Origin of the sequence: Nocardia sp. NPDC049526, assembly GCF_044465765.1 — a bacterium.
Lineage (GTDB): Bacteria > Actinomycetota > Actinomycetes > Mycobacteriales > Mycobacteriaceae > Nocardia.
The window spans coordinates 353,383-376,148 of sequence record NZ_JBITMA010000005.1; the positions used below are offsets into that span (position 1 = coordinate 353,383).

At 65.3% G+C, this 22,766-nt stretch carries 23 protein-coding genes; 12 read left to right on the forward strand and 11 right to left on the reverse strand.

The window, feature by feature from the left end; genetic code table 11:
• Nucleotides 1-51: 51 nt before the first annotated feature.
• From ACIBW7_RS18135 to ACIBW7_RS18150, 4 genes are all read left to right on the forward strand, one after another.
• Nucleotides 52-1,185 carry a Rieske 2Fe-2S domain-containing protein gene (locus ACIBW7_RS18135; protein ID WP_397047521.1) on the forward strand — a complete coding sequence of 378 codons (1,134 nt, stop codon included), beginning with the start codon at nt 52-54 and terminating at the stop codon, nt 1,183-1,185.
• 235 nt (nt 1,186-1,420) lie between these two features.
• A complete protein-coding gene (locus tag ACIBW7_RS18140) occupies nt 1,421-2,425 on the forward strand; it encodes a 2Fe-2S iron-sulfur cluster-binding protein (protein ID WP_397047523.1) in 1,005 nt (334 codons plus the stop codon).
• Between the two features lie 7 nt (nt 2,426-2,432).
• Nucleotides 2,433-3,320 carry a VOC family protein gene (locus ACIBW7_RS18145; RefSeq protein WP_397047525.1) on the forward strand — a complete coding sequence of 296 codons (888 nt, stop codon included), beginning with the start codon at nt 2,433-2,435 and terminating at the stop codon, nt 3,318-3,320.
• 72 nt (nt 3,321-3,392) lie between these two features.
• Nucleotides 3,393-4,355: an NAD(P)H-dependent flavin oxidoreductase gene (locus ACIBW7_RS18150; RefSeq protein WP_397047527.1), complete on the forward strand. Its 963-nt coding sequence runs from the start codon at nt 3,393-3,395 to the stop codon at nt 4,353-4,355.
• Here the strand turns inward: ACIBW7_RS18150 and ACIBW7_RS18155 are convergent.
• Complete coding sequence (locus ACIBW7_RS18155; RefSeq protein WP_397047529.1) at nt 4,352-4,603, reverse strand: three-helix bundle dimerization domain-containing protein; 252 nt, start codon at nt 4,601-4,603, stop codon at nt 4,352-4,354. The two genes, ACIBW7_RS18150 and ACIBW7_RS18155, sit on opposite strands and share 4 nt — an antisense overlap.
• A 160-nt stretch (nt 4,604-4,763) precedes the next feature.
• On the opposite strand from ACIBW7_RS18155, the gene ACIBW7_RS18160 reads away from it, so the two are divergent.
• The 5 genes from ACIBW7_RS18160 (at nt 4,764) to ACIBW7_RS18180 (ending at nt 10,764) form a co-directional block, all read left to right on the forward strand.
• Nucleotides 4,764-5,096, forward strand: coding sequence for a hypothetical protein (locus tag ACIBW7_RS18160; RefSeq protein ID WP_397047531.1), 333 nt, complete (start codon nt 4,764-4,766; stop codon nt 5,094-5,096).
• A gap of 428 nt (nt 5,097-5,524) precedes the next feature.
• Complete coding sequence (locus tag ACIBW7_RS18165) at nt 5,525-8,083, forward strand: ATP-binding protein (RefSeq protein WP_397047533.1); 2,559 nt, start codon at nt 5,525-5,527, stop codon at nt 8,081-8,083.
• Nucleotides 8,084-8,675: 592 nt separating this feature from the next.
• On the forward strand, nt 8,676-9,002 hold the full coding sequence (locus ACIBW7_RS18170; protein ID WP_397047535.1) for a hypothetical protein: 327 nt from the start codon (nt 8,676-8,678) through the stop codon (nt 9,000-9,002).
• Nucleotides 9,003-9,163: 161 nt separating this feature from the next.
• Nucleotides 9,164-9,640: a nuclear transport factor 2 family protein gene (locus tag ACIBW7_RS18175; protein ID WP_397047537.1), complete on the forward strand. Its 477-nt coding sequence runs from the start codon at nt 9,164-9,166 to the stop codon at nt 9,638-9,640.
• Nucleotides 9,641-9,717: 77 nt separating this feature from the next.
• Nucleotides 9,718-10,764 carry an aminotransferase class V-fold PLP-dependent enzyme gene (locus ACIBW7_RS18180; protein WP_397047539.1) on the forward strand — a complete coding sequence of 349 codons (1,047 nt, stop codon included), beginning with the start codon at nt 9,718-9,720 and terminating at the stop codon, nt 10,762-10,764.
• 79 nt (nt 10,765-10,843) lie between these two features.
• Here ACIBW7_RS18180 and ACIBW7_RS18185 read toward each other — a convergent pair whose 3' ends face one another.
• Together ACIBW7_RS18185 and ACIBW7_RS18190 are read right to left on the reverse strand one after the other, a co-directional pair.
• Nucleotides 10,844-11,917 carry a diacylglycerol kinase gene (locus ACIBW7_RS18185; RefSeq protein ID WP_397047541.1) on the reverse strand — a complete coding sequence of 358 codons (1,074 nt, stop codon included), beginning with the start codon at nt 11,915-11,917 and terminating at the stop codon, nt 10,844-10,846.
• The gene (locus ACIBW7_RS18190) at nt 11,914-12,708 is read right to left on the reverse strand and encodes an SDR family oxidoreductase (protein ID WP_327098289.1); all 795 of its coding nucleotides are present in this window, start codon (nt 12,706-12,708) and stop codon (nt 11,914-11,916) included. The genes ACIBW7_RS18185 and ACIBW7_RS18190 overlap by 4 nt, the downstream gene beginning before the upstream one ends.
• A 90-nt stretch (nt 12,709-12,798) precedes the next feature.
• Between ACIBW7_RS18190 and ACIBW7_RS18195 the strand changes: the two genes are divergently transcribed.
• Nucleotides 12,799-13,665: a helix-turn-helix domain-containing protein gene (locus ACIBW7_RS18195; protein WP_397047543.1), complete on the forward strand. Its 867-nt coding sequence runs from the start codon at nt 12,799-12,801 to the stop codon at nt 13,663-13,665.
• Between the two features lies 1 nt (nt 13,666).
• On the opposite strand, the gene ACIBW7_RS18200 is transcribed toward ACIBW7_RS18195, so the two are convergent.
• From ACIBW7_RS18200 to ACIBW7_RS18210, 3 genes are all read right to left on the reverse strand, one after another.
• Nucleotides 13,667-14,662, reverse strand: coding sequence for a TAXI family TRAP transporter solute-binding subunit (locus ACIBW7_RS18200; RefSeq protein WP_397047545.1), 996 nt, complete (start codon nt 14,660-14,662; stop codon nt 13,667-13,669).
• Nucleotides 14,659-16,722, reverse strand: coding sequence for a TRAP transporter permease (locus tag ACIBW7_RS18205; protein ID WP_397047547.1), 2,064 nt, complete (start codon nt 16,720-16,722; stop codon nt 14,659-14,661). The genes ACIBW7_RS18200 and ACIBW7_RS18205 overlap by 4 nt, the downstream gene beginning before the upstream one ends.
• A gap of 86 nt (nt 16,723-16,808) precedes the next feature.
• Nucleotides 16,809-17,225: a nuclear transport factor 2 family protein gene (locus ACIBW7_RS18210; protein ID WP_397047549.1), complete on the reverse strand. Its 417-nt coding sequence runs from the start codon at nt 17,223-17,225 to the stop codon at nt 16,809-16,811.
• 136 nt (nt 17,226-17,361) lie between these two features.
• Here ACIBW7_RS18210 and ACIBW7_RS18215 point away from each other — a divergent pair, with 136 nt between their 5' ends.
• A complete protein-coding gene (locus tag ACIBW7_RS18215) occupies nt 17,362-17,982 on the forward strand; it encodes a TetR/AcrR family transcriptional regulator (RefSeq protein ID WP_397047551.1) in 621 nt (206 codons plus the stop codon).
• Here the strand turns inward: ACIBW7_RS18215 and ACIBW7_RS18220 are convergent.
• From ACIBW7_RS18220 to ACIBW7_RS18240, 5 genes are all read right to left on the reverse strand, one after another.
• The gene (locus ACIBW7_RS18220) at nt 17,909-18,433 is read right to left on the reverse strand and encodes an SRPBCC family protein (protein ID WP_397047553.1); all 525 of its coding nucleotides are present in this window, start codon (nt 18,431-18,433) and stop codon (nt 17,909-17,911) included. The genes ACIBW7_RS18215 and ACIBW7_RS18220 overlap by 74 nt on opposite strands.
• Before the next feature lie 93 nt (nt 18,434-18,526).
• The gene (locus ACIBW7_RS18225; RefSeq protein WP_397047555.1) at nt 18,527-18,871 is read right to left on the reverse strand and encodes a hypothetical protein; all 345 of its coding nucleotides are present in this window, start codon (nt 18,869-18,871) and stop codon (nt 18,527-18,529) included.
• Nucleotides 18,868-19,815 carry an alpha/beta hydrolase gene (locus ACIBW7_RS18230; RefSeq protein WP_397047556.1) on the reverse strand — a complete coding sequence of 316 codons (948 nt, stop codon included), beginning with the start codon at nt 19,813-19,815 and terminating at the stop codon, nt 18,868-18,870. Before ACIBW7_RS18230 ends, ACIBW7_RS18225 begins: the two co-directional genes overlap by 4 nt.
• 2 nt (nt 19,816-19,817) lie before the next feature.
• Nucleotides 19,818-20,603 (reverse strand): glucose 1-dehydrogenase, encoded by a 786-nt coding sequence (locus ACIBW7_RS18235; protein WP_397047558.1) that lies wholly within the window; start codon nt 20,601-20,603, stop codon nt 19,818-19,820.
• Between the two features lies 1 nt (nt 20,604).
• A complete protein-coding gene (locus ACIBW7_RS18240) occupies nt 20,605-21,801 on the reverse strand; it encodes an LLM class flavin-dependent oxidoreductase (RefSeq protein ID WP_397047560.1) in 1,197 nt (398 codons plus the stop codon).
• A gap of 213 nt (nt 21,802-22,014) precedes the next feature.
• Here ACIBW7_RS18240 and ACIBW7_RS18245 point away from each other — a divergent pair, with 213 nt between their 5' ends.
• Nucleotides 22,015-22,752, forward strand: a complete 738-nt coding sequence (locus ACIBW7_RS18245) for a glucose 1-dehydrogenase (protein WP_397047562.1) — start codon at nt 22,015-22,017, stop codon at nt 22,750-22,752.
• Nucleotides 22,753-22,766 lie beyond the last annotated feature (14 nt).

Sequence of the window (22,766 nt, forward strand, 5' to 3'; positions counted from 1 at the left end):
CATCGGCGCGCCGAACCATCGAAACGACAGCCCGACGAACGTGGAGGAACCATGACCGACGATCAGGTGCGCGTGATCGACACCGGCACCCCGCCCACCCGATATGCCCGGGGTTGGCACTGCGTCGGCCTCGCCGACAACTTCCGCGACGGCAAACCGCACACCATCGAAATCTTCGGCACCGAACTCGTGGTTTTCGCCGGCGCGGACGGCACCCTCAATGTGCTCGATGCCTATTGCCGACATATGGGCGGCAACCTCGGCGACGGCATTATCAAGGGCGACACCATCGCCTGCCCGTTCCACGATTGGCGCTGGCGCGGCAATGGCCGTTGTGCCGCAATCCCTTACGCGCGCCGCGTACCACCGCTGGCCCGCACCAAATCGTGGATCACGTTGGAGCAGAACCGGCAGCTGTTCGTCTGGAACGATCCCGAAGGCAATCCGCCGCCGGCGGATATCACGATCCCCCGCATCGAGGGCGTGTTCAGTGACGAGTGGAGCGACTGGACCTGGAACCAGATCACCATCGAGGGCGCGAACTGCCGCGAGGTCATCGACAATGTGGTGGATATGGCGCATTTCTTCTATGTGCACTTCGCCTTTCCGACCTACTTCAAGAATGTCTTCGAGGGCCACATCGCCAGTCAGTACATGACCTCGATCGGACGCGCGGATGTGCAGGGTGAGTTGGCCAAGGAGGCGGGCGCGGAGAACACGCTGCATTCGGAGGCGCACTATTACGGCCCCTCCTACATGATCGATTACCTCGTCAACGAATCCAGCGGGCAGACGGTCGAATCCGTCCTCATCAATTGCCACTACCCGGTTTCACCCACCAAGTTCGTGCTGCAGTACGGCGCGATCGTCAAGAAGCTGCCCGGCCTGTCGCCGGAAGATGCCGATGCGATGGCGGTGCGTTTCGCCAATGGACTCGGGCGCGGTTTCGAACAGGATGTGGCGATCTGGGAACGCAAGACCCGCATCGACAATCCGCTGCTGTGCGAGGAGGACGGGCCGGTCTACCAGCTGCGGCGCTGGTACGAGCAGTTCTACACCGATATCGCCGAGGTGGAGTCGAAGATGACCGACCGCTTCGAATTCGAGGTCGACACCACCCGTGCCGTCACGGCGTGGGAGGCCGAGGTCGCCGAGAATCTGGCCGCGCAACGCGCGGACGCCTGAACGGATCTGTGATGGATTGCATCACCTGCCATACCTGCCGAAATCAGGTGTCGGTGGTCAAATTCAGTCCCGCGCACACCAGCGTGCAGTGGAGTTCCGCCGCTCGCGCACGGTGTGCCGAGCTCGCCCACACCGGCGGCGGTCCCGTGCGCGGGTGCCCGGCATTGCGCGACAGTATCGAAAAAGCGGTCAGCGCAGGCGAAGTCGGGTTGACGACCCGTGACGGGGATCTGTTGTGAGCGCGGCAGTGACGCTTCGAGTTATTCGAGCAACCGCCGAAACCCGGGATGCGGTCTCGCTGGAGCTGGTCGCCGAACCCGAGCGGCCACTCCCCTATCGGCCCGGCCAGTTTCTGACACTGCGGATACCCAGCGAACAAACGGGTTCGGTCGCGCGCTCGTACTCGCTGTCCAGTGCGCCGCACGAGGGCCGACTCGAGGTCACCGTCAAGCGAACGGCGGGCGGATACGCATCGAACTGGTTGTGCGACAACGCTGTTCCCGGCATGACAATCGACAGCCTGCCGCCCGCGGGCATTTTCACGCCCGATTCGCTCGACGCCGATCTGCTGCTGCTGGCCGCGGGCAGCGGGATAACGCCGATGCTGTCCATCCTGAAATCGGTGCTTGCGCAAGGCAGCGGACGGTGCACGCTGATCTACGCCAATCGCGACGAGGAATCGGTGATCTTCGCCGATGAACTGAGGTCATTGACCGCCGAGCACCCGAACCGGCTCGTCGTGCTGCATTGGTTGGAGGCTGTTCAGGGCTTACCATCGGTGCCCACATTGACCACCCTGATCACACCGTGGGCCAGCCGCGCGCTATTCGTCTGCGGCCCAGCACCTTTCATGGACGCCGTCGTCACAGCCGCCGACAACCTGGGCATGGACGGGGTGCACGTCGAGAAATTCGTCTCGATCTCCGGTGATCCCTTCGCCGAAACCGAGATCGAAGACACCGACGACGCTGCCGTCGTCGAGGTCGAACTCGACGGCGCCACAAACGAATTCGCCTGGCCGCGCAATACCGTACTGCTCGACCTGCTGCTCGCGCGCGGTGTGGCAGCTCCATACTCCTGCCGTGAAGGCGCCTGCAGCGCCTGTGTCTGTCGTGTCGTCGACGGCGAAGTGAAGTTGCTGCGTAACGAAGTTCTGGAACATGCAGACCTGGCCGATGGCTATGTACTTGCCTGCCAGGCGGTTCCGGTCACCGACGCGGTCCGGGTCACCTATGAATGAGGAGAATATGGCAATCATCAGCTCGCTCGGTTATGTGCGAGTCGCGGTCAGCGACCCGGATGCCTGGCGCACCTTCGCCTTCGATGTGATCGGTTTCGCCGAGGGCACCGGGCCGGATCCGGACGCCATCTATCTGCGCATGGATGAGCACGTCGCACGATTGGTCCTGGTGCCGGGCGAAACCGATAAGGTGCTCGCCATCGGCTGGGAGGTCCGCGATCACCGCGCACTCGCCGCGGCACGTGAAGCCGTTGCGAAGGCCGGAATCGAAGTCACCGCGCTCACCGTGGCCGAGGCGGATGCCCGCAGTGTGGAGGAGGCGATCACCTTCCGTGACCCCGCGGGCACCACCGTCGAAATCTTCCACGGACCCGTCCTGGATCACAGTCCGGTCGTCGGCAAGCATGGAAACCGTTTCGTCACTACGGGACTCGGCCTCGGCCACGCGGTACTGCCGGTGCCCGATCTCGACGGCGCCTTCCACTTCTATACCGACGTCCTCGGATTCCTGCCGCGCGGTGCGTTCCGGCTGCCCACACCGCCCGAATACGGTCCGATGCGCATCCGCTTCCTCGGTGTGAATCAACGCCACCACAGTTTGGCGCTGATCCCTTCCGGCGGTCAGGAGGGCTCGGGGCTGGTGCACGTCATGGTCGAGGTCGACAGTCTCGACGATGTCGGCCGTGCGCTCGACCGGGTGAACAAAGCCGGATATCACCTGTCCTCGACGTTGGGCCGCCATACCAACGACAAAATGATCTCCTTCTATGTCCGCACTCCCGGCGGCTGGGATCTCGAATTCGGCACCGAAGGCGTGCTGGTGGATGAGAACACCTATACCGCGGAGGAAATGACCGCCGATAGCTATTGGGGTCACGACTGGGATCGGGGCTGACAAGATCACGGGCGGCGACCAGCGGCCTGATACCCCTTGACTATCGTCGATAGCGACGGAAGGGGTTTTCCGATGGCACTGCGCACCGAGTTCACCGACCTGTTCGACATCGAGCATCCCATAGTGCTCGCACCGATGGGTGGCGTCGCGGGCGGTGAACTGGCCGCGGCGGTCTCCGAGGCCGGTGGACTCGGCCTGATCGGTGGCGGCGGCGGTGCTGAGCAGCTACTCGATCAGGAATGTGCGTTGCTCACCGCTCGCACCGAAAAGCCCTGGGGCATCGGCCTGTTGAGCTGGGCCATCGATCTCGATACCGTGCGAAGGACCGTGCAGCGTCGACCGCACGCGATCCTGCTGTCCTTCGGTGATCCCACCCCGTTTGCCGCCGTGGTCCGAGAATCCGGGATTCCGCTGCTGGTCCAGGTCACCACCACGGACGAGGCGGCCCGCGCCCTGGAGGCCGGAGCCGATGTGCTGATCGCGCAGGGCGCGGAGGCCGGCGGGCACGGCGGCGGGCGGGCGACGCTGCCCTTCGTACCCGCGGTCGTCGATCTGGCGGCGGGTACGCCGGTGCTCGCCGCGGGTGGCATAGCCGATGGGCGCGGACTCGCCGCCGCACTCGTGCTCGGTGCGGCGGGCGCGCTGATCGGCACCCGCTTCGAGGCGACACACGAATCGTTGCTCTCGGCCGAGGAGGCCAAGGCCATCATCGATGCACGCGGCGGCGATACCGAACGCAACCGCATTATCGATATCGCCCGCGAATCCCCGTGGCCCGCCGAGTACACCGCGCGCACCCTGCGCAACCGATTCCTCGACGAATGGTCCGGACGGGAGGCCGAACTCGCGGTCGATCCTCTTGCCCGGCAACGCTATCGGCAGGCGGCCGAGCAGGGTGATCTCGACTGTGCGCCGATCTGGGCGGGCGAGAATATCGACCTCATCGGCAGTCTCGAATCCGCCGCGGACCTGGTGCGGCGCATCAGCACCGATGCCGAACAGGTCTTGCGCCGGGCCGCAGCACAATGCGACTAGTCGGCGTGTTCCCCGGTCAGGGCGCGGAGCAGTTCACGGGTGTAGCGCTCGGCAAGTAGCGGCAAGAAGTTGTCGATGGTGGCGTGGCCGGCGAGGTAGTCGTAGGCGGAGTAAAGCCACCGTTCGATCGCTTCGTCGCGGACGGTGTCGAATTCGCGTTCCAGACGGCGCGCGGCGGATTTCAGCGCGAACTGTTGATCGAGGGATGGTTCGTGGAGGGGCGGGTGCGTAACAGGACCTTCGGTCATTGCGGACTCCTGGTCGGGAACTTTCAGTGCAGTGGACGCGGTCGAAAACCGTGTCCACTCGATCGAGTACCCGATCGGTCGGCGGCGAACACCCGACACCCATGGACACACCGAGGGCTACCCTTTCGATATATGCCAACAGATACGAGGGGTGACCGGAATGAGCGAGAACCTGCTCTGGGTGCCTGACACCTGCGCATTGCCCACGACAGAGCAACCCTTGCGCGTGGCCGAATTCACCGACCTCTTCGCGGCCGCGCTGCGTCGGGTCGAACGCGTCGCGCCGACCCGTCTGCGGCTGGAACTGGCCGCAACCCACGAAGACACGGCCCGCGACCTCGCCGCCCGCGAGAGCTCCTGCTGCGGATTCTTCGCTTTCAGCTTCGTCGCCGCGGGCCCGGATGCCATTGCGATGGATATCGAGGTGCCCGCCGGCCGGATCGCCGTACTCGACGGATTGGCGAACCACGCATCGGCGACCCGAGCAAAGTAGAACAGGTTGTTGTCTGGGGGCATAGAGCTATGTCCCGCATCGGCACACATCGGCCTCATTGTGCCAGTGGATCTTTCGCGCGTCAGCCGTCGATATGGGGGGGCGTCATTGCTGTCAACGTTCAGCAAGGAATGGCTCTGGCACAAAGTTGTTGGTGGCGTTGATGTTCGGGTCATGCGTTGAGTGACAGGCGGCAGAGAAGGTCGAAATCGGCTCGGCCGTACATGGCTCTTGGCTGCCTTCATTTCGTGACGGTTCTCTCGACGGCGCCGTCTCGGCCCCGCCGACCGCAACATCCGCAGACACCGCTGGTAGCGGCTGCGCACCCGAACCAACTGAGCTACTGGCTGGACAGATCCATTCGGCCATCAGGTGGCGCTGATGACGAGGGATTCAGCGTCGGGATGCGGGGCCTACAATCGTATGGTATGGATGTCAGGCGCCGGGAAGGTGTAGGCAGCCTACCCGCTGTTACCTACAGCTTTGTCGGTCGAGACCGCGAGCTGGAGAGGATCAGCACCCTACTGCTGGGCCCAGCCCGGTTGATCACCCTCACCGGCCCGGGTGGCATCGGGAAGACTCGTCTGGCCGTCGAAGCGTTGCGCCGTTGCGGTAAAACCGAAGCCAGGAAAACACGCGCGTGCTGGGTGCGATTGGCTCGACTGACTCCAGATGCGGATTCGACCGCGGTCGCGGAAGAAGTCGCCCATGCGGTGATCGAGGCGGATTTCTCCGGGCGATCGGCGTGGGACGCCTTGGTCGACACCCTCACCTCAACCGACACCACCGGACGTGCCCCGCACACCGTGCTGGTGCTCGACAACTGCGAGCACGTACTCTCCGGTGTCGGACCCCTGATCGCCGACCTCATCGAGGCGGTACCGGGGCTGAGCATCGTGGCCACCAGCCGCGAACCCATCGGCTGGATCGATGAACACCTGATCACCGTTCCGCCGCTATCGCAGCGCGAGGCCTTGGCCCTATTTCGGCAACGCGCCGAACTCACCGAACATCCCGTCACCGGCAAAGACCAGACCACCGCCGCCGCCGAGATCTGCCGCCACGTCCACAACCATCCCCTCTACATCCAGTTGGCGGCCGCACGCCTGCTTCGCCAACCGTTGGCCGCCATCCTGCACGGGCTCACCGGCCACGCTGATGACACTCGACTGAGTTGGTCGCATGGCCCCCGCGTGGGCGCCGACCCGCGCCATCGAGGAGTCGTCGACGTCATCTCCTGGTCCTACGAGCTGTGCAGCGACAAGGAACGTCTGCTCTTCGACCGCCTGTCGGTGTTCGCCGCCGGTTACGACACCAATCCCGACGACACCACAGAGGCTGCACCGGATGTGGGTGCCGAGTTGGACGCCATCGAGACAATCTGCTGTGACGACGAAACCAGCGATACCCAAGTGTCCTTGACCCGGCAGGAGATCGAGGGCCTGCTCGAGCGCCTTGTCGATCAATCGTTGGTCACGACGCACAGGACGGCGACCACGGTGCGGTATTCACTAGTGGAGAGCCTGCGGGTATTCGCCCAGCAGCGACTGCGCCAGCGCTCCACCGCCGCGGTGGACGAACCCACCCGCTTGGCCCAGCGGCACTGCCGCTACTACCACGACAGGATCGGCTACGCCGCAGCCAACTGGTTCAATCCCGAAGGGCAAGCCCTGGTGGACTGGGCCCGGACGGTCTGGGCCAACACTCTCACCGCGATCGAAACCAGCATCACCACCCCGGGCCGAGCCGGGGACGGTCTGGAGATCTGTCTCGGGCTGATCACCTTGCAGGTGTGCTTCACCAGCGGCTCGGTACGAGAAATACGCCAATGGACCCTACGCTGCCTCGACGCCACCCGGTCAGCGACCCCGCAACCCACCGAACTCCAGATCGGGGCCATGGCCACCATCGCATGGCTCGCCACGCTCCAAGGCACCCTCGAGGATGCCGAACAGTTGCTCGAGGACTGCGTCGCCGCCTGCATCCCTGACCCGGACACCAGGCGGAACTGGCGAGACACCGCCGAGACCGACATCGGGCTGCCCGCTCCTGTCGAATTCGCATGGGGGGCGGAGCTGATATTCGCGCGCCGTGACGCCCGCGCCATCACCGTCCTGAGCCGGGCCCAGAATAAATTCGAGGCCTATGGCGACCGCGGCGCTGCCTCGATGAACGAGCTGTTTGCTGCCCTGGCCGCGGGCCTGCTGGGAACCGCGCAGCAAGCCCGCGAGATCACGCAGTGTTACCTCGATCGCGCGACCGTCTCCGGAATTCCATGGGAAAAGGCTTGCGCCGAACTCACCAGGTCGACAGCCTTGACCCGACACGGCAACCCCACCGAAGCACTGGCCCTCGAACGATCCTCACTGGCATATCACCTCGCCACCAACGAGCAATGGGCCGCGGTATGGCTGGTGCAGTTTAGGACCTGGTCATTGGCCCGAATCATCACCGACTCGCTCGTCGCCGGAAAACCCGACCGCAAGAAGCTGGTCGCCCTGGCCACCGAAATCGCCTACCTGGCCGGGGGCACCACAACCCTACGAGCCAAGCTCGGCATCGACATCAAGGCGTCGGGCCCCCTCCTCGACGAATCCGAAAAAGCTATCGCTGTCGCCCGCCGGGTGCTGGGGCCCGCCGCCTCCGCTGCGGCAGAAACTCGAGGGACGCGTCTGCGTCCGGAACGAAACGAAGTGCAACGGCTGGCACTGGGCACACTGACCATCGATACTCCAGCGGACGCGGCCACCACATCGCACTGGTACGAATTGACCCGGACCGAACAGCAGGTCGCGATCCTGGCCGCGGCCGGGTGGACCAACATCGACATTGCCTTCCGCCGTGGAAAGTCGCCCCGAACTGTCGACGCCCAAATCGCGGCGATTTTCAACAAACTGACCATCACTTCACGTGCGGACATATCCCAGCACATCCCCAGTAGACTCGCCGACCAGGTCCGCGGCGAAATCGCCCGTCGGCCGCGCTGACAGCAGGGACCGCGTGAAAGACCCGGGGGATCCGATCTCGGTCCCGACTTACCCGGATCTATGTCGTCAGCGAGCTCGCCACCATCACCCGGTATCAACACATCGGCGAGGACGACGAAACTGTCGCGGACGTACGCGATCAGCCCGTCCAGCTAACGGCATGTGGTGTCCTTCCCGGAGGCCATGTCGGTGAAGGTGCATTCGACGTCGATGGTCGAGTTCGCGGACGGCGTTCTGATCGACCGCGCTCATCCTGAAATATCGGCATTCTTCGAGGTCAGCCTCCCGCCCGCCCTAGTGGTGCTTGTGTTCGCGAGGGCCTTGCTGATGCCTTGCCATAGGTATAGCCCACGTCCATTACCGATGCGGCGATCTATTCCTACGCCCCATGCTGGTTGTCCGTGCAGAAGACGAAGGTCTGGGTGACGCCGTCGTCAGATCTTCCACCACACAACCTTGCGACGGCCGAACTCGACTTCATTGCCGAGTCAGCGGCGAACAGGTGCGTATATGCCGCCCTGCGATGACAGATCCATCCGGCCGACAGAAATGTAATCTCTCGTGGCCGACCGACCGGAAGCCAAACCATCCCATGACAACTGCACTATTACCTCTTGCATACGGATACCTGCGCGACGATTTACTCCGTGACCGCGACCGGAATTCGAGCGAAGACAGACTGCGGGACAGTGCCAGATCACTCGGCTATGAGCTGGGCGCCGTGTTCTGCGAGCCCCCACCGCAGAACGGGACACTGCCCCCGGCGTTCGTCGATCTCGTCCAGGAATGCCGGCGAGCCGAGGCCCACGCAGTGATAACCCTGCGTGGACACATGTCGGATATGTCGGTGTGCCGGATGGTCCTGCTGGCGGTCCTCGAAGTGCGAGCCGGTGCCGCAGTGCACGAAGTCGAGTTGTGAACCATTCCATCAATGCATCCGCCGCGAGGTACGGCCGAGGCCGATGTCGGCTGCCAGGGGAAGGGTCCGCTTCGGATTTCTGCGGGCGGAGGTGCTGCGGCAGCCCGAACAAGGTAGAACACGTTCTTGTCTAGAGACCCGGCAAATGCCAAGCTGAACGGATGGATCTCGCCGCCATCGAAGCCGTCCGCCAGCTCAAGTACCGCTACTTCCGGACCCTCGATCTCAAACAATGGGACGACTTCGGGAATACCCTCGCCGTCGACGTCGCCGGTCGCTACGGCACTCACGCCCTCGGTGAACCGCTGACCCTGGACGGTCGCGACGCCGTCACCGCCTTCATGCGCGAGAACCTCGGCCCCTCCGTGGTCACGGCCCATATCGCGAACCATCCCGAGATCACCGTGGACGGCGATACCGCAACGGGCTCGTGGGCTTTCGAGGACACCGTGATCGCCACCGAATACGGCGTCCTCATCCGCGGCGCAGGCTACTATTCCGACACCTACCGACTCGATCCGGACGGGCACTGGCGCATCACCTCGACCAGTTACCAACGCATCTACGAATCGATGCAGGCTCTCGCCGACACCCCCAGCTACCAACTGCTGACGAATATGTGGGCGACACAGAAATAGGACACCTTGCCGGATTTGAGACCACTATTTTCCGGGTGGCACTCGACCGGAGCCGCAGTGGGGCGGAGGGTGGAAACATGTCCTCCCTTGCGCCCGCTGAATTCACGACCGAGACCGCCTATCTGAACACCGCTTCCCACGGGTTGCCCGCCGCGCGAACGCTGGCGGCATTGCAAGAGTTCAACGCGCTCTGGGCGGCGGGCCGTACCGCACCGACGACGCTGGATTATCTGGTACCCGAATTGCGGGCCCGATTCGCACGACTGGTCGCGGGCGCTTCGGCCGACGATATCGCGCTGGGCGGCACCGTCGCGGGGTTGATGGCGCCGGTGGTCGCCGCGTTGCCGCCGGGGTCGGAGGTATTGCTCGCGGAAGGCGAATTCTCCTCTGTCTCCATGCCTTTCGTACATCGCGGCGACCTGAACGTCCGGTTCGTGCCGTTGGAGCACATCGCCGACGAGGTTCGCCCCGAGACCGCGTTGGTAGCGGTGAGCGTGGTCCAGTCGAAGGACGGCCGGGCCGTCGATCTGCCGATGCTGCGCGCGGCAACTCTGGCGCATAATGCCCGGCTGCTCGCCGATGCCACCCAGGCCGCCGGGTGGGTTCCACTGCGCTTCGTCGATGCCGACTACTGGGTGTGCGCGACCTTCAAGTGGCTGATCGGCGCACGCAGCGTGGCCTTCTTCGCCGCACCGCCGGAAGCGGCCGCGCCGCTGCGCCCGATCAGCCCCGGCTGGTACGCGGCGGCCGATCGCTGGGCCGCGCTGTACGAACCGACCGCGCTGCCCACGACCGCCCGGCGTTTCGATTCCACACCGGACTGGCTCGGCGTCATCACCGCACTATCCGCACTGTCCTTGATCGAAGAGTTGACCGTCGACAAGATCGGCGCGCACAACCGCGAACTTGCCACCCGATTCCGAACCGGATTGGCGGAGTTGGGATTCCAGTCGGTGCCAGCGGACTCGGCGATTGTCGCCGTTTCGGGAGCCGGTGATGCGGCACCTCGTTTGGAGGAGGCCGGCGTGCTCACCTCCGCCCGGGCCGGCGACCTTCGATTCTCGTTCCACCTCTACAACAGCGACGCCGACGTGGACCGTGCGCTCGCAGCCCTCGCCCAGTAAACCTTGTCGGGATTCGCACCTCTCCTGGAGGTGCGAATCCGGCCGACGGCAGGCGAGATGGGTGCAGTCCCCGGGGAAACTACGCCGGGCGAGTAGCGGGCGCTGTGATGAGCGGAAGGTCGAGGGCCGTAAGGATGCCCGATGGTGCCTGGACGACCGCCGGGACGGCGTTGACGATGCGCATCGCAGTCGCCAGCAGGGTGGCGTGGTTGTGGTCGCCATTGCGGCTCGAGGTGACCAGGTCCATGGCGTAACTCGGCTCGCCGGTGATCTCGACGCGATAGGAGCCCTCGTGGTGAGCGGGCTGCGGCCAATCGGGGCACAGGTCGGGACGTAGACGTGTGACGTGCTCGAGAACGGTCACGGGCTCGTCGCCGACCATGCCGCGGACCTCGAAACGCAGTGCCGCGGCGGTACCTTCGGCGATATGGCCGGTGGCGATATCGAAGGATTCGGGAGCGGGGATGCGTTCGTAGGTCTGGGTGACTGCGTCGAGGGTGACACCGATGCCTGCCGCCAACTGGCGCACGGTGCCGCCCCACGCGAGCGATAACACCCCGGGCTGCAACAACATCGGGACCTCGTCCAGCGGTTTGCCGAACCCCATGATGTCGAACATGACCTCGCGGTTGTCGTAACTGGCGTAGTCGACGATCTCCAGACACCGCAGTTGGTCGATGCGCAGGCAGGTGCCCGCGAGCGCGAGCGGCAGCAGATCATTGGCGAAACCTGGATCGATACCGTTGACCCACAGCGACGAATTGCCCTGTGCCGCCGCGTCTTGAATCGGCTTCAGCAATTCGTCGGGCAGCACGCCGTAGGGGTACTGGAAGAACACCGGCGCGCACGCCACCACATTGATGCCCGCGCTGAGCAATCTGCGCAGATCCTCGACGGCCTCCAGCAGTCGATTGTCGGTCATCGAGCAGTAGACGACACAGTCGGGTTTCGCGGCCAGGATCGCCTCGGTATCCGTCGTCGCGGTCACACCGACCGGATCATCGAGTCCGGCAATGGTTCCCGCATCGAGCCCGTCCTTCTTCGGTCCCGACACCCATACCCCGACCAGCTCGAGATCCGGATTCGCGATCACACCCGCCAGCGCATGTGCACCGACATTCCCGGTGCCCCATTGGACTACGCGGTAGCTCATGACAGATCCGGAAGCGGGAGATCGAGATTCGGCGCGATCAGGCCGCCGTCGGGTTCGAGCACCTTGCCCGTGACGTACTTTCCCGCGGGCGACACCAAATACAGTGCGGCGGCGGCGATATCCTCGGGTTCGCCGATGCGGTGCAGCGGCGTCTTGGCCTCCAGCTCGGTACGCATCGCATCATTGCCCGCCACGATCTCCAGCGCGGAGGTCAGAATCGATCCGGGCGCAATGGCATTCACCCGGATGCGCGGATTCAAGTCCATCGCCGCCAACCGGGTGTAATGCGCCAGCGCCGCTTTCGCCGTTCCGTAGGAGACGAAGGCGCGGCCGGGCAGGCGGCCCATGGTCGAGGTGATATTGAGAATCGAACCGCCACCGGCGGTTTCGAGGATCTTCGGTACCGCCGAGCGGACCAGCGCATGCGCATTGGTGACGTTGAAGTTGAACGCCTCGACCAGCGCATCCGGTGTCGTATCGAGCAGCGGGCACGGCAGCGCACCGCCCACATTGTTGACCACGATATCGAGGCGCCCGAAGCGTTCGACGGCCGCGGCGGCCAGTCCGGCGGTTGCCTCGATATCGCTGAGATCCGCGGGCACGACATGAGCCTGGCGGCCCACCGCAGCCACCTGCTCGGCGACTTCGTCCAGCTGGCTCTTGGTGCGGGATGCGATGACGACATCCGCGCCCGCCTCCGCGAAGGCCACCGCGATCGCCGCGCCGAGGCCGCGCCCAGCACCGGTGACGACGGCGACCTGTCCGTCGATTCGGAATCTGTCCAGGATCATGAGAGCTCCACCTGTCGAATATTCGACGCTATACTGTCGTAATATTCGTCATCGTAGAGCTGTCCTGCCGAGCCGCACAAGGGGTTGCACATGACCGACCGGTCCCCGTCCCCGCCGACCCGCCGTGTCATCGATATCGTGTCGCTGCTCGCCGCGACGCCGGAGCCGATCAGCGTCGCGGGCATCGCGGACCGGCTCGATATCGCCCGCGCGACCGCGACGGCGATTCTGGCCGAACTGGAGTCGGCGGGCTGGGTGCGACGCGACGCGAGCCGCGGATACGGTCTCGGTCCGACGCTGGCGAATCTGCACGGTCCCGCACTGCCGCACGCACTCGGCGATATCCTCGCCGAACTCACCGTGCGGACCGGCTACGGCGCGACGTTGAGTCGTATCGAACCCGATCACCTCACCGTGCTCGATGTGCGCCACGGGCCCGAACGCGTCGTCCCCGGCATCCCCGTCGGCCATCGCATCCCGATGCAATTTCCGGCGGGGGCGAGCGTAATGCCGTGGCGTTCGGCTGCCGAGCAGAACACGTGGCTGGCCACCGCGCCGGACTCGGACCGTCGCGTCGCGAGCGGGCTGCTCACGCTCGTGCGTGATCGCGGCGTTGCCCTGTTCCGCCCACGCACCGATGATGCGGGCACGGTCGAACTCCTCGCCGACCTGCTCAGCGCGATGGGGACCGAACTCGTGCAGCCGCACCTGCGTACCCGGGCGCTGCGCCGCCTCGCATTTCTCACCTCGCGGCCGTTCACCAAGGCAGAACTCGACTCCGATGCCGAACTCCCGCTGAGTTACCTCGCCGCACCGGTTTTCGATGCGAAAGGTACGGCCGCGTATGAAGTCCAATCGGGGCCGCTGCGGGCATCGACCACCAAGTCCGAACGCGACGAATTCATCACCGCCACAGTCGATATCGCCCGGGCATTGACCGAAGCGTTGGCCTCCTGAGCTACTTCGTCAAGGCGTGCGCCGCACCGCGATGCAGGGGCACCGGTGCGGTAATCGTCGCGGAATCGCGGCTGATCCCCTTCGCGGCCGAATTGGCCTGTTCCAGTTGGGTTTTGCGGTCGAACAGCGTCTTGGTGAGGACGCACGCCAGGTTCGCATCCAGATCGTCGCGTACCAGCAACAGGTTCGGCACGACGATGGTCTTCACATCGGCGGACAGTCCGTAGACGGTGCCCGGAATGGTGCCTTCCTCGTACACCGGGTTGACCGCGTGCATACTGCCGGTGAGTTCGGAGATATCGAGGAAGCGCACCTTGCCCTTGTCCGAGGTCAACAGATCGGTGATACCGGGTGTCGGCAGGCCGCCGGAGAAGAACATGGCGTCGATGGAACCGTCCTTCATACCGTCCACCGTTTTGGTGAGATCCAGGCGTTGGGCCTCGATATCGTTGTCCGGGTTCAACCCCGCCGCCTGCAGTATTCGCTGGGCGATCACCTCGGTGCCGGACTTCGGCGAGCCGGTGGAGACCCGCTTGCCGCGCAGATCGGCGACCGATTCGATATCGGCGCCGGCCCGCACGATCACCTGGGTGTAGTTCGGGTAGAGCCGCGAAAGCGCTTGCACCGGTTGCTTTTTGCCGTCGAAGCCGGCATTGCCGAGCACCGCGTCGGCGGCGGTGTCGGCGAGGGAGAATGCGACCTGATAGGTGCCGGCCACCAATTGCTGGATATTCTGCACCGACGCACCGGTTTCGGCCGCGGTCGCTTTCACCTTGCCGCCGGTGGCTTGCGAAATCTGGTCGGCGTAGGCATTGCCGAGCGCGAAGTACACGCCGGTCGAATTGCCCGTCGCGATGCCGACGCGGGTCTCGCTCTGCACCTCGCAGGTGACCTCGCCGCCGGTGTCGGACTGCGGTGTGTCGCGGCGGCCCCCACATCCGGTCAGCAATCCGGCCGACACCACGGCGACGGCGAATCCTATGGCAACTCTTCTCAAGTCGTCCTCCTTCGTGAGAGCAGCGTTAGCCCGACGGCCGCGGTCAGCGCGGCCAGACCGACGACGAGCGCGCCGGGTTCCAGGTACAGCAGCGCCAGTCCGGCCACCGCGGCGAGCAGCCGGGCCGGGAGTCCGGCCGGGCCGATGCCGAGGATCCAGCCGCCGGTCGCGGCGGCCAGTGCCGCAACGCCGACTCCGGCCGCGATCGTCGTCCACAGCACACCGAGCACCGGCCCGTGTCCGAGCAGATATTCGCCGGGGCCGCTGAGCACGAACACAATCGGCACCAGGAAGGCGGGCAGCGCGTACTTCAATGCCTGCCACATCGTCGGCACCGCACGCGCACCGGTAATGGCAGCCGCGCCCACGGCGGCCAGCGCGGTCGGCGGTGTCACCTCGGACAGCACCGAGTAGTAGAAGACGAACATCGCCGCGGCGGGCGGGGAAACGTCGAGCGCGAGCAGGGCGGGACCGATGATCGCCCAGCCGATAATGAACGATGCGGTCACCGGAACCGCGAGTCCGAGCAGCGCGAGTGCGATCGCGGCGAGCACCACGGTGCACGCCAACACGACGGTGTGATTGTCCGACAACGCCTTTCCCGCACTCACCAGCAGCGATGCCAGTTGCGCGCCGAGTCCCGTCTTGGTGGCGATCGCGGTGATCACCCCCGCCGACGTGCACACCGCGACCACCGGCAGCGCCGAACGCACGCCGCTGCCGAGCATCTGGAAGAGCCGCCGCGGTGAACGTGCCTCGGCGCGGATGCGCGCATCCAGGAAGGCGAGCACGAAAGCCAGTGCGGTGGCGTACACCACGGCGCGCGCGGCGCTCACGCCGATCAGCAGCAGCACTACAATCGCGATCAAAGACAGGAAGTGGTAACCGAATCGGGCCAGCAGTCGCCATACCGAGGTGGTGCTGATCTCGACCGACTCCGCGCCGAGCCTGCGCGCATCGATCTCGACCGCAAGCAGAATTCCCAAGTAGTACAGCAGCGTCGGGATCATCGCCCATCCGAGCACCGTCACATAGGAGACGTCGAGATATTCGGCGACGATGAATGCCGCGACACCCAGTGTCGGCGGTGACAGGATCGCACCGACACCCGCCGCCGCGAGCACACCCGCCGCCTGTTCCGGCGGATATCCGGCGCGCCGCAGGATCGGCCAGGTGACCGCGCCGACCGTGACCGCGGTCGCGGTGCCCGATCCGGAGACGGTGCCGAGCAGGAATCCGGATGCGACGGTAGTACGTCCGGCCGCACCGCGCGAGCGGCGGAAGGCCGCGACCGACAGATCGACGAAGAACTGTGCCGCACCGGAGAATTCGAGTACGGCGCCGTAGAGGGTGAACAGCACTATGTAGCTGGCCGCGACATCCAGTGGCGTGCCGTAGAACCCGCTGCCGGAGTTGTAGAGCGCATCGACGATCTGTCCGAAGTCGAGTCCGGCGTGCGCGATGGTCCAGTGCTGTGGCAAGTATCCGCCGTAGTAGCCGTAGGCGATGAATACCAGGCACACCGCGGGCAATACCCAGCCCGTGGTGCGCCGGCAGGCCTCCAGCACCAGCACCAGCAGCACCGTGCCCATGGTGATATCGACCGGATCGAACAAACCCTGCCGATCCAGGAATGCGTTGTACCCGCCCCCACCGGACCCGATCGCCATCGGTAGCACCGGATACAGGCACACCACCAGCGTGACCACGGCCAATAACCAGTCGAGCGGACCAGGACCGTTCCGCCGATCGAACCATCGCAGCCCGGACCGATAGGCCAGGAACACCACCGGCAATGTCCCGGCCAGGAAGATCACCAGGTAGTACTGACTCCCCTGCGCCAGCGGCCGAAAAACCTGCCACAGCACCAGCAACGCGACCGCGAACGCGGCCGTCGCAACCACCCACTCGGTCCATCCGCGCAATATCCGCGCGGGCTTCTCCTCGTCGTCGACCTCGACCTTGGCCGGTACTGCCCGCTCTGGATCAACCCCGGGCCGCACGACTTGGCGGTCGGTGGGAGGCTCGGCTTCGAGATGAGCGTCCCGCATATCCGACATTGCGCGACACTATCAACGCACGACCGTCCGTATACGGCTAACAAATATGTAGCCGAGAAAAGTAGAAAAGCGGTCGGTTTGTCGCCCTAAGCCGACCTGGTCGCTCGTCCACCCAGCGGCAGCTTGTGCGCGATCACCCGCCGATACGAGATGCGCCAACCGGTTGCCACACGCACGACCGTATCGTCGTATTCGACGCTGCCGCTGGTCCCATCGGCATAGATCCCGATCCCCTTCGACCGCACCCGAACCGCACCGTCCACCTCCGCGACGACCACATTCGTAATGTGATGCCCGACCGGATTCCCGGCACCGAGCGCGACCGCGGCCTCCCGCAGCGCTGGAATTCCGCGTAGCTCGCCGGCCCCGAAATCACTGAGGTCATAAGTGATTTCCGCGGTGAACAGCTCATCCATCCGATCGAGCTCACCCGCGTCCATGAGATGTCCGTGCATCGCGATCAGATCACCGATCTCGATCCGGTCCTGCACCGACAAAGCCATGACGACCTCCTGCCGCCCCACTCTTGCCATAAGATGAGACATAGTCCGGTTATCCGAGACAGTAACGGACTATGTCCCCGGTTAGCAAGAGGAGAGCCCGCTGACGCGCGAAAAATCCACCGGCGCAACGAGGCCGATGCGTGCCGATGCCCGACGCAACTACGAGCGCCTGCTCGAACAGGCCCGCCTCGCCTTCGCCGAGCACGGCGTCGACGCCTCACTCGACGACATCGCCCGGCGCGCGGGGGTCGCCAGCGGTACCCTCTACCGACACTTTCCGACTCGTCTCGAACTCATCGAGGCAGTGCTGGGCGAGCGCGTCGCCGAGCTGGCCCAACTGGGCCGCGACCTGACGAAAGAGCCGGATAGCTACCAGGCACTCACCACCTGGCTGCGTGCGGCGATCGCACACGCACTCACCTTCCGTGGGCTCTCCGCCGCGATCCTGAATTCCGCCGTCGACGGCGGCGCGGATCTGGTATCCGCTTGGCACGCGGAGACTTTCGCGATGGGCACCGCTCTGCTACACCGCGCACAGGAATCCGGCACAGTCATCGCGACCGCCGACGCGGCCGATGTACTGCGCATGATCGGGGCCATTGCCTGGGCCGCCCAGGACTCACCAGACCCCTCCGCGCAGGCCGAGCGACTGCTTACGCTGCTGTCGAACGGACTGCGTCCGGCTACGCGGGCAAATCGGCGTGTGCGGCGGTCCGCGCCGCTGGACGACGAGAGAGGATCCAGCGCAGAAAGTTGACCCATGGGGACGGGCGGGCCGGGGTGACGGGTGGGTGACCGAGGGAGACCGCGGTTCGGTCGAGCAGCGCCTCGATCATCGCGTCGTGGATCCAGCGGATGGCCAGGGGCCACAGCAGGTGGCCGATTCCGCGCAGGCGGCAGTCGATCTCGTGGCGCAGGATGCTGCTGTCCGGCCACGGGCCGTCCAGCACGTCGAGGCTGTGTGTGCCGACCAAGAAGGATCCGGGCGCGACGGTGAACTCCACTCGGCGACCCGGCACCCACTCGGTACACCGGTACCGGATGACGCCGTGTCCGCCGTCGGCCCCGACACCGAGTGGCCGGTCGAGGACCAGCGCGGGCCAACCGGGCGGCCACACCGGACTGTCCGGCTCGGCGGCCCTGCCGAGCAACGCACCGAGCTGATCCGCGGGCACCGGGTACTCCCGCTGATGGATATTTCGAACCATGACCCAACCCTCCATTCGGTCCCGTATGGAACACTGCCCATACGGTAGCGTATGGAGGGTGGCGCGCGAAGTTATCCGAACCACACCGGCCGGTTATCCGGCGGCGGGCTCGTACAGGACGATCGCCCACGGGGATTCGCGGGACGGCCGGACCGAGGTGCGTCGTTCGTGCGGGCCGGTGACCGGATCGTCGGCCGGAAATCCGGCGGCTCGCAGGCGCGCGAGGGTCGCGTCCAGGTCGCCGACTTTGACGGCGAGGGATGGGATGTCGCGTTCATCGGCACCGGCGAGCATGACCCGAGTCGGTCCGATATCGAATTGCGCCCACCGATCACCGTCGACGAATGTTGCGGTCGTACCCAGTACCGCGGTGAGCAGATCTATAGCGCCGGTGAGGTTGTCGGCCGGGAAGATAGTGCCGAGACGTTCGACGGTCATGGCTTCTCCAATGCTCGGCGAACGGCCGAAAAGGCTCGGTCGGCAGCATCTTTGGCATCCGGCAGGTTGTCGGCCATGCTGAAGAAGCCGTGGAATTGGCCGTCGTAGCGAATCGTGACGGTCTCGACACCCGCATCCCGCAGCCGCCGACCATAGGCCTCGCCCTCATCGCGGAGTGGGTCGAATTCGGCGGTGAGGATGTAGGCGGGCGGGAGGCCGGACAGGTCGGCCGCGCGTGGGGGTGCGGCGTACGGGTTGTCGGCATCGGCGGCCGAGGCGAGGTATTGCTCCCAATACCAGCGCAAATGGTCGTCGGTGACGAAGTAACCGTAGGCATTCTCCCGATAGGAGACGGTGTCACGGACCGGGTCGAGCATCGGGTAGACCAGCAGTTGATGGGCGATGGCCGGGCCATGGCGATCCCGGGCCATCAACGCGGTGACGGCGGCCAGGTTGCCGCCGGAGCTGTCACCGGCCACCCCGATGCGGGCTGGATCACCGCCGAAGGAACTCGCCTGGGCCGCGATCCATTTCAGGACCGCGTACGCATCCTCGGCGGCCGCCGGGAACCGATGCTCGGGTGCCTGCCGGTAGTCGACCGAAACCACGATCGCACCGACACCATTGCTCATCGCACGACACAACTGATCGTGACTGTCGAGGTCACAGATGACGAAACCGCCACCGTGGCAGAACATCACGACCGGCAGGTCGGCGTCGTACTCGGCGGGCCAGTACATGCGAACCCGAACCTCGGGTGCCCCAGCAGGTCCCGGCACCGAACGCTCCTCGACCTGCCCCACCGGAATCGAATCGACCGGGGCTGCCGGGCGCGCGGCGAGTATCCGGCGCGCCTCGGCGGCATCGATCACTTCGGTGCCCAGCGCGGGAAATCCGGCCGAGGCGACATCGACGATCACCTGAGCTTCGGGCTTCAGCGGCATGCTCACGCCTCGCCCGCGGCTCCGACCGGCGGCAGCGCATCCGGCGGAATGAACTGTCCCGCCGACAATCCGCCGTCGACGGCCAATTCCGCACCGGTGATGAACGCCGCGGCATCGGAGGCCAGGAATGCCACCAAATCCGCCACCTCCGAAGGTAATCCGACGCGACCCAGCGGTAGTGAGGGAAAGCTGCCGGGACCGGTGCTCAGCCCGAGATGCCCGATCATCGGCGTCGCGATCGGACCAGGATGCACCGAGTTGACCCGGATTCCGAGCGGACCCAACTCGAGCGCGGCCGTCTTCGTCAACCCGCGCAGCGCCCATTTGGACGCACCGTACGCGGCATGTCCCATCAGCCCCTGCAATCCGGCCTGCGAGGAGATATTCACGATCGAACCGCCCGCCGCCCGCATCGGATCCACGACGGCCTGGATGCCGAGGAACGACCCGATCAGGTTGATGCGCAGAATGCGTTCGAGTTCCGCGGCGGAGGTTTCCAGGAGCGGTTTGGCGGTGTAGATCGCCGCATTGTTCACCAGCACATCGATGCTGCCGAATTCGGTGATCGCGGTGTCGACCGCGGCGGCCCAGTCGGTGGGGCTACTGACGTCGTGGCGGACGAAACGTGCTGAGTCACCGATGGATTCGGCGACCGCTCGGCCCTCGGATTCGAGTACGTCGGTGAGGACGACGTGTGCGCCGGCGGCGACGAACAGCCGGGCTTCCTGTTCACCCTGGCCACGAGCAGCACCGGTGATGAGGGCGACTTTGCCAGTGAGATCGGTCATCTCAAGCTCCCAGGAATTCAGTTGTCTCGGCACGCTCAGCTGCCCGGCTCTGCCCGATGTTTCCGGCTCGCTCCGCTCCCCGGAAGTGCGGAATGACCTTCTCGCCCCAATGCCGAATGGTCTCCAGGCACGCCTCCTGCGGCACCGTCCCCATCTGGATCAGGCACAGGATCTCGTCGGCGCCGGCCGCCTGCAGCCGCTCGACATACGCGATGGCGTCTTCCGGGCTGCCATAGGCGTGCTCGGCATTGAAAACCGAAGTGGCCCCGGTCTTCACCGGAATCTTCGCCTCGTGCAGATACGCCACATGCTCATCGGCGGCCTCACGAATCTTGGCGACCTCGTCCACAGTCGGATCGACGGCCTCGTCCGGCACCGGCCCCGCGCCGTACCAGTGCTTGATGGACTGCGCGAAGAACCGCTGTCCACGCGCGCCGATCTGCTGCGCCTTCTCCCGGTCGTCGAGCACGATCGTCGGGCACAGTGCCGCGAAGTGGTCATTGACCACCGTGGAGACGAACTTCTCCCCCGTCCGCTCGGCAATGGCCGCGTCATAGGTGCGGCGCAGTTCGGCGATCTCCGCCACACCCGCGAAACCCAGTACCAGCGCGCCGATTCCGTAGTCGGCGGCCAGCTTCAGCGTGTCCTTCTTGGTGCACGCCATGAACAGTGGCGGATGCGGCAGCTGCACCGGACGCGGCAGCATCGGATGCGGATCGATATCGAGCAGCTCACCGTGCCATTCGAATTCGCCCTCCGGATCCTGCCAGGCCTTGCCGATAATGCGCAGCGACTCCTCGACCTCCTGATAGGTGCGATCGGGATCGACACCGCACATGGAGGTCTCCTGCGGGGTCGCGCCGCGACCCGCGCCGAGATTCACCCGCCCGTTGGAGAGCACGTCCAGCATGGCCGCGCGTTCGGCGGCGCGCACCGGGTGATTGAAGTTGAACGGCATGCACACCACGCCGTGGCCGATGCGGATCCGTTCGGTGCGCGCGGCCACCCAGGTCAGGAAGATCTCCGGGGCGCTCATATGCGCATACCACTTCAAGCCGTGATGTTCGACCGCCCAGACGGTGTCGAACCCCATCTCCTCGGCCAGCACCGCCTGCTCGACGCAGTCGCGCAATACCTGCCGTTCGTGGTCGGCCGACGGGTCGGTCATCTGTGCCTCGAAGATCATCGAGAACTTCATGCATTGCCTCCACTCTGTTCTTCCCACCCCACCGGCACTGCCGGCTGTCCATCCGCAATTCAATATGCCTAGTAGAAATATTTCCGATGCTCTTGTTGAGGTCAGGTGCATGTCTCGGTGGATGGGACTATTCCGGTTCGCGCCGCCCGCGCGCCCATAGCGTCGATATCGCATACGGCGTCGAACCGACGCCGGAGAAAGGACGGACCTGACGTGGGTCGACTCGATGACAAGGTCGCGCTGGTCACCGGCGCAGCGCGCGGGATGGGCGCCGAACATGTCCGCCGCTTCGTTGCCGAGGGTGCGCGGGTGGTGTTCGGCGATGTGCTCGATGCGCAGGGCGAACAGTTGGCCGCCGAAACCGGCGCACGCTATCTGCACCACGATGTGACCAGCGAGGCCGACTGGGCGGCCGCGGTGCGGACCGCGGTGGACGAGTTCGGCAAGCTCGATGTGCTCGTCAACAATGCCGGCCTGCTGCGGTTCCAGCGCATCGCCGAGATGAGCCTGGCCGACTTCACCACGATCATGACGGTGAATGTCACCGGCACCTGGCTGGGCATCAAATCCGCCGCGCCCGCGATGACCGGCGGCGGCGCGATCGTCAATATCTCCTCGGTCGAGGGATTCGTCGGCGCGGCGGGCCTATCGGCTTACAGCGCAAGCAAATTCGCCATTCGCGGACTGACCAAATCGGCCGCGCGCGAACTCGGCGCCAGCGGAATCCGGGTCAACTCCATCCATCCCGGCGGTATTGCGACGCCGATGACGGCGGCGGCGGGCTCCGGCGTCGACGGCAATACCTTCTTCGCCGGATTGCCTATTCCGCGCTGGGGACAGCCCGGCGAGGTCTCCGAGGCGGCCGTCTTCCTGGCCTCGGATGCCGCGAGCTATTGCACCGGAACCGAGGTCGTCATCGACGGCGGCATGCTCACCGGCGCCGGTTACTAGGGAAAGAGAGCCAG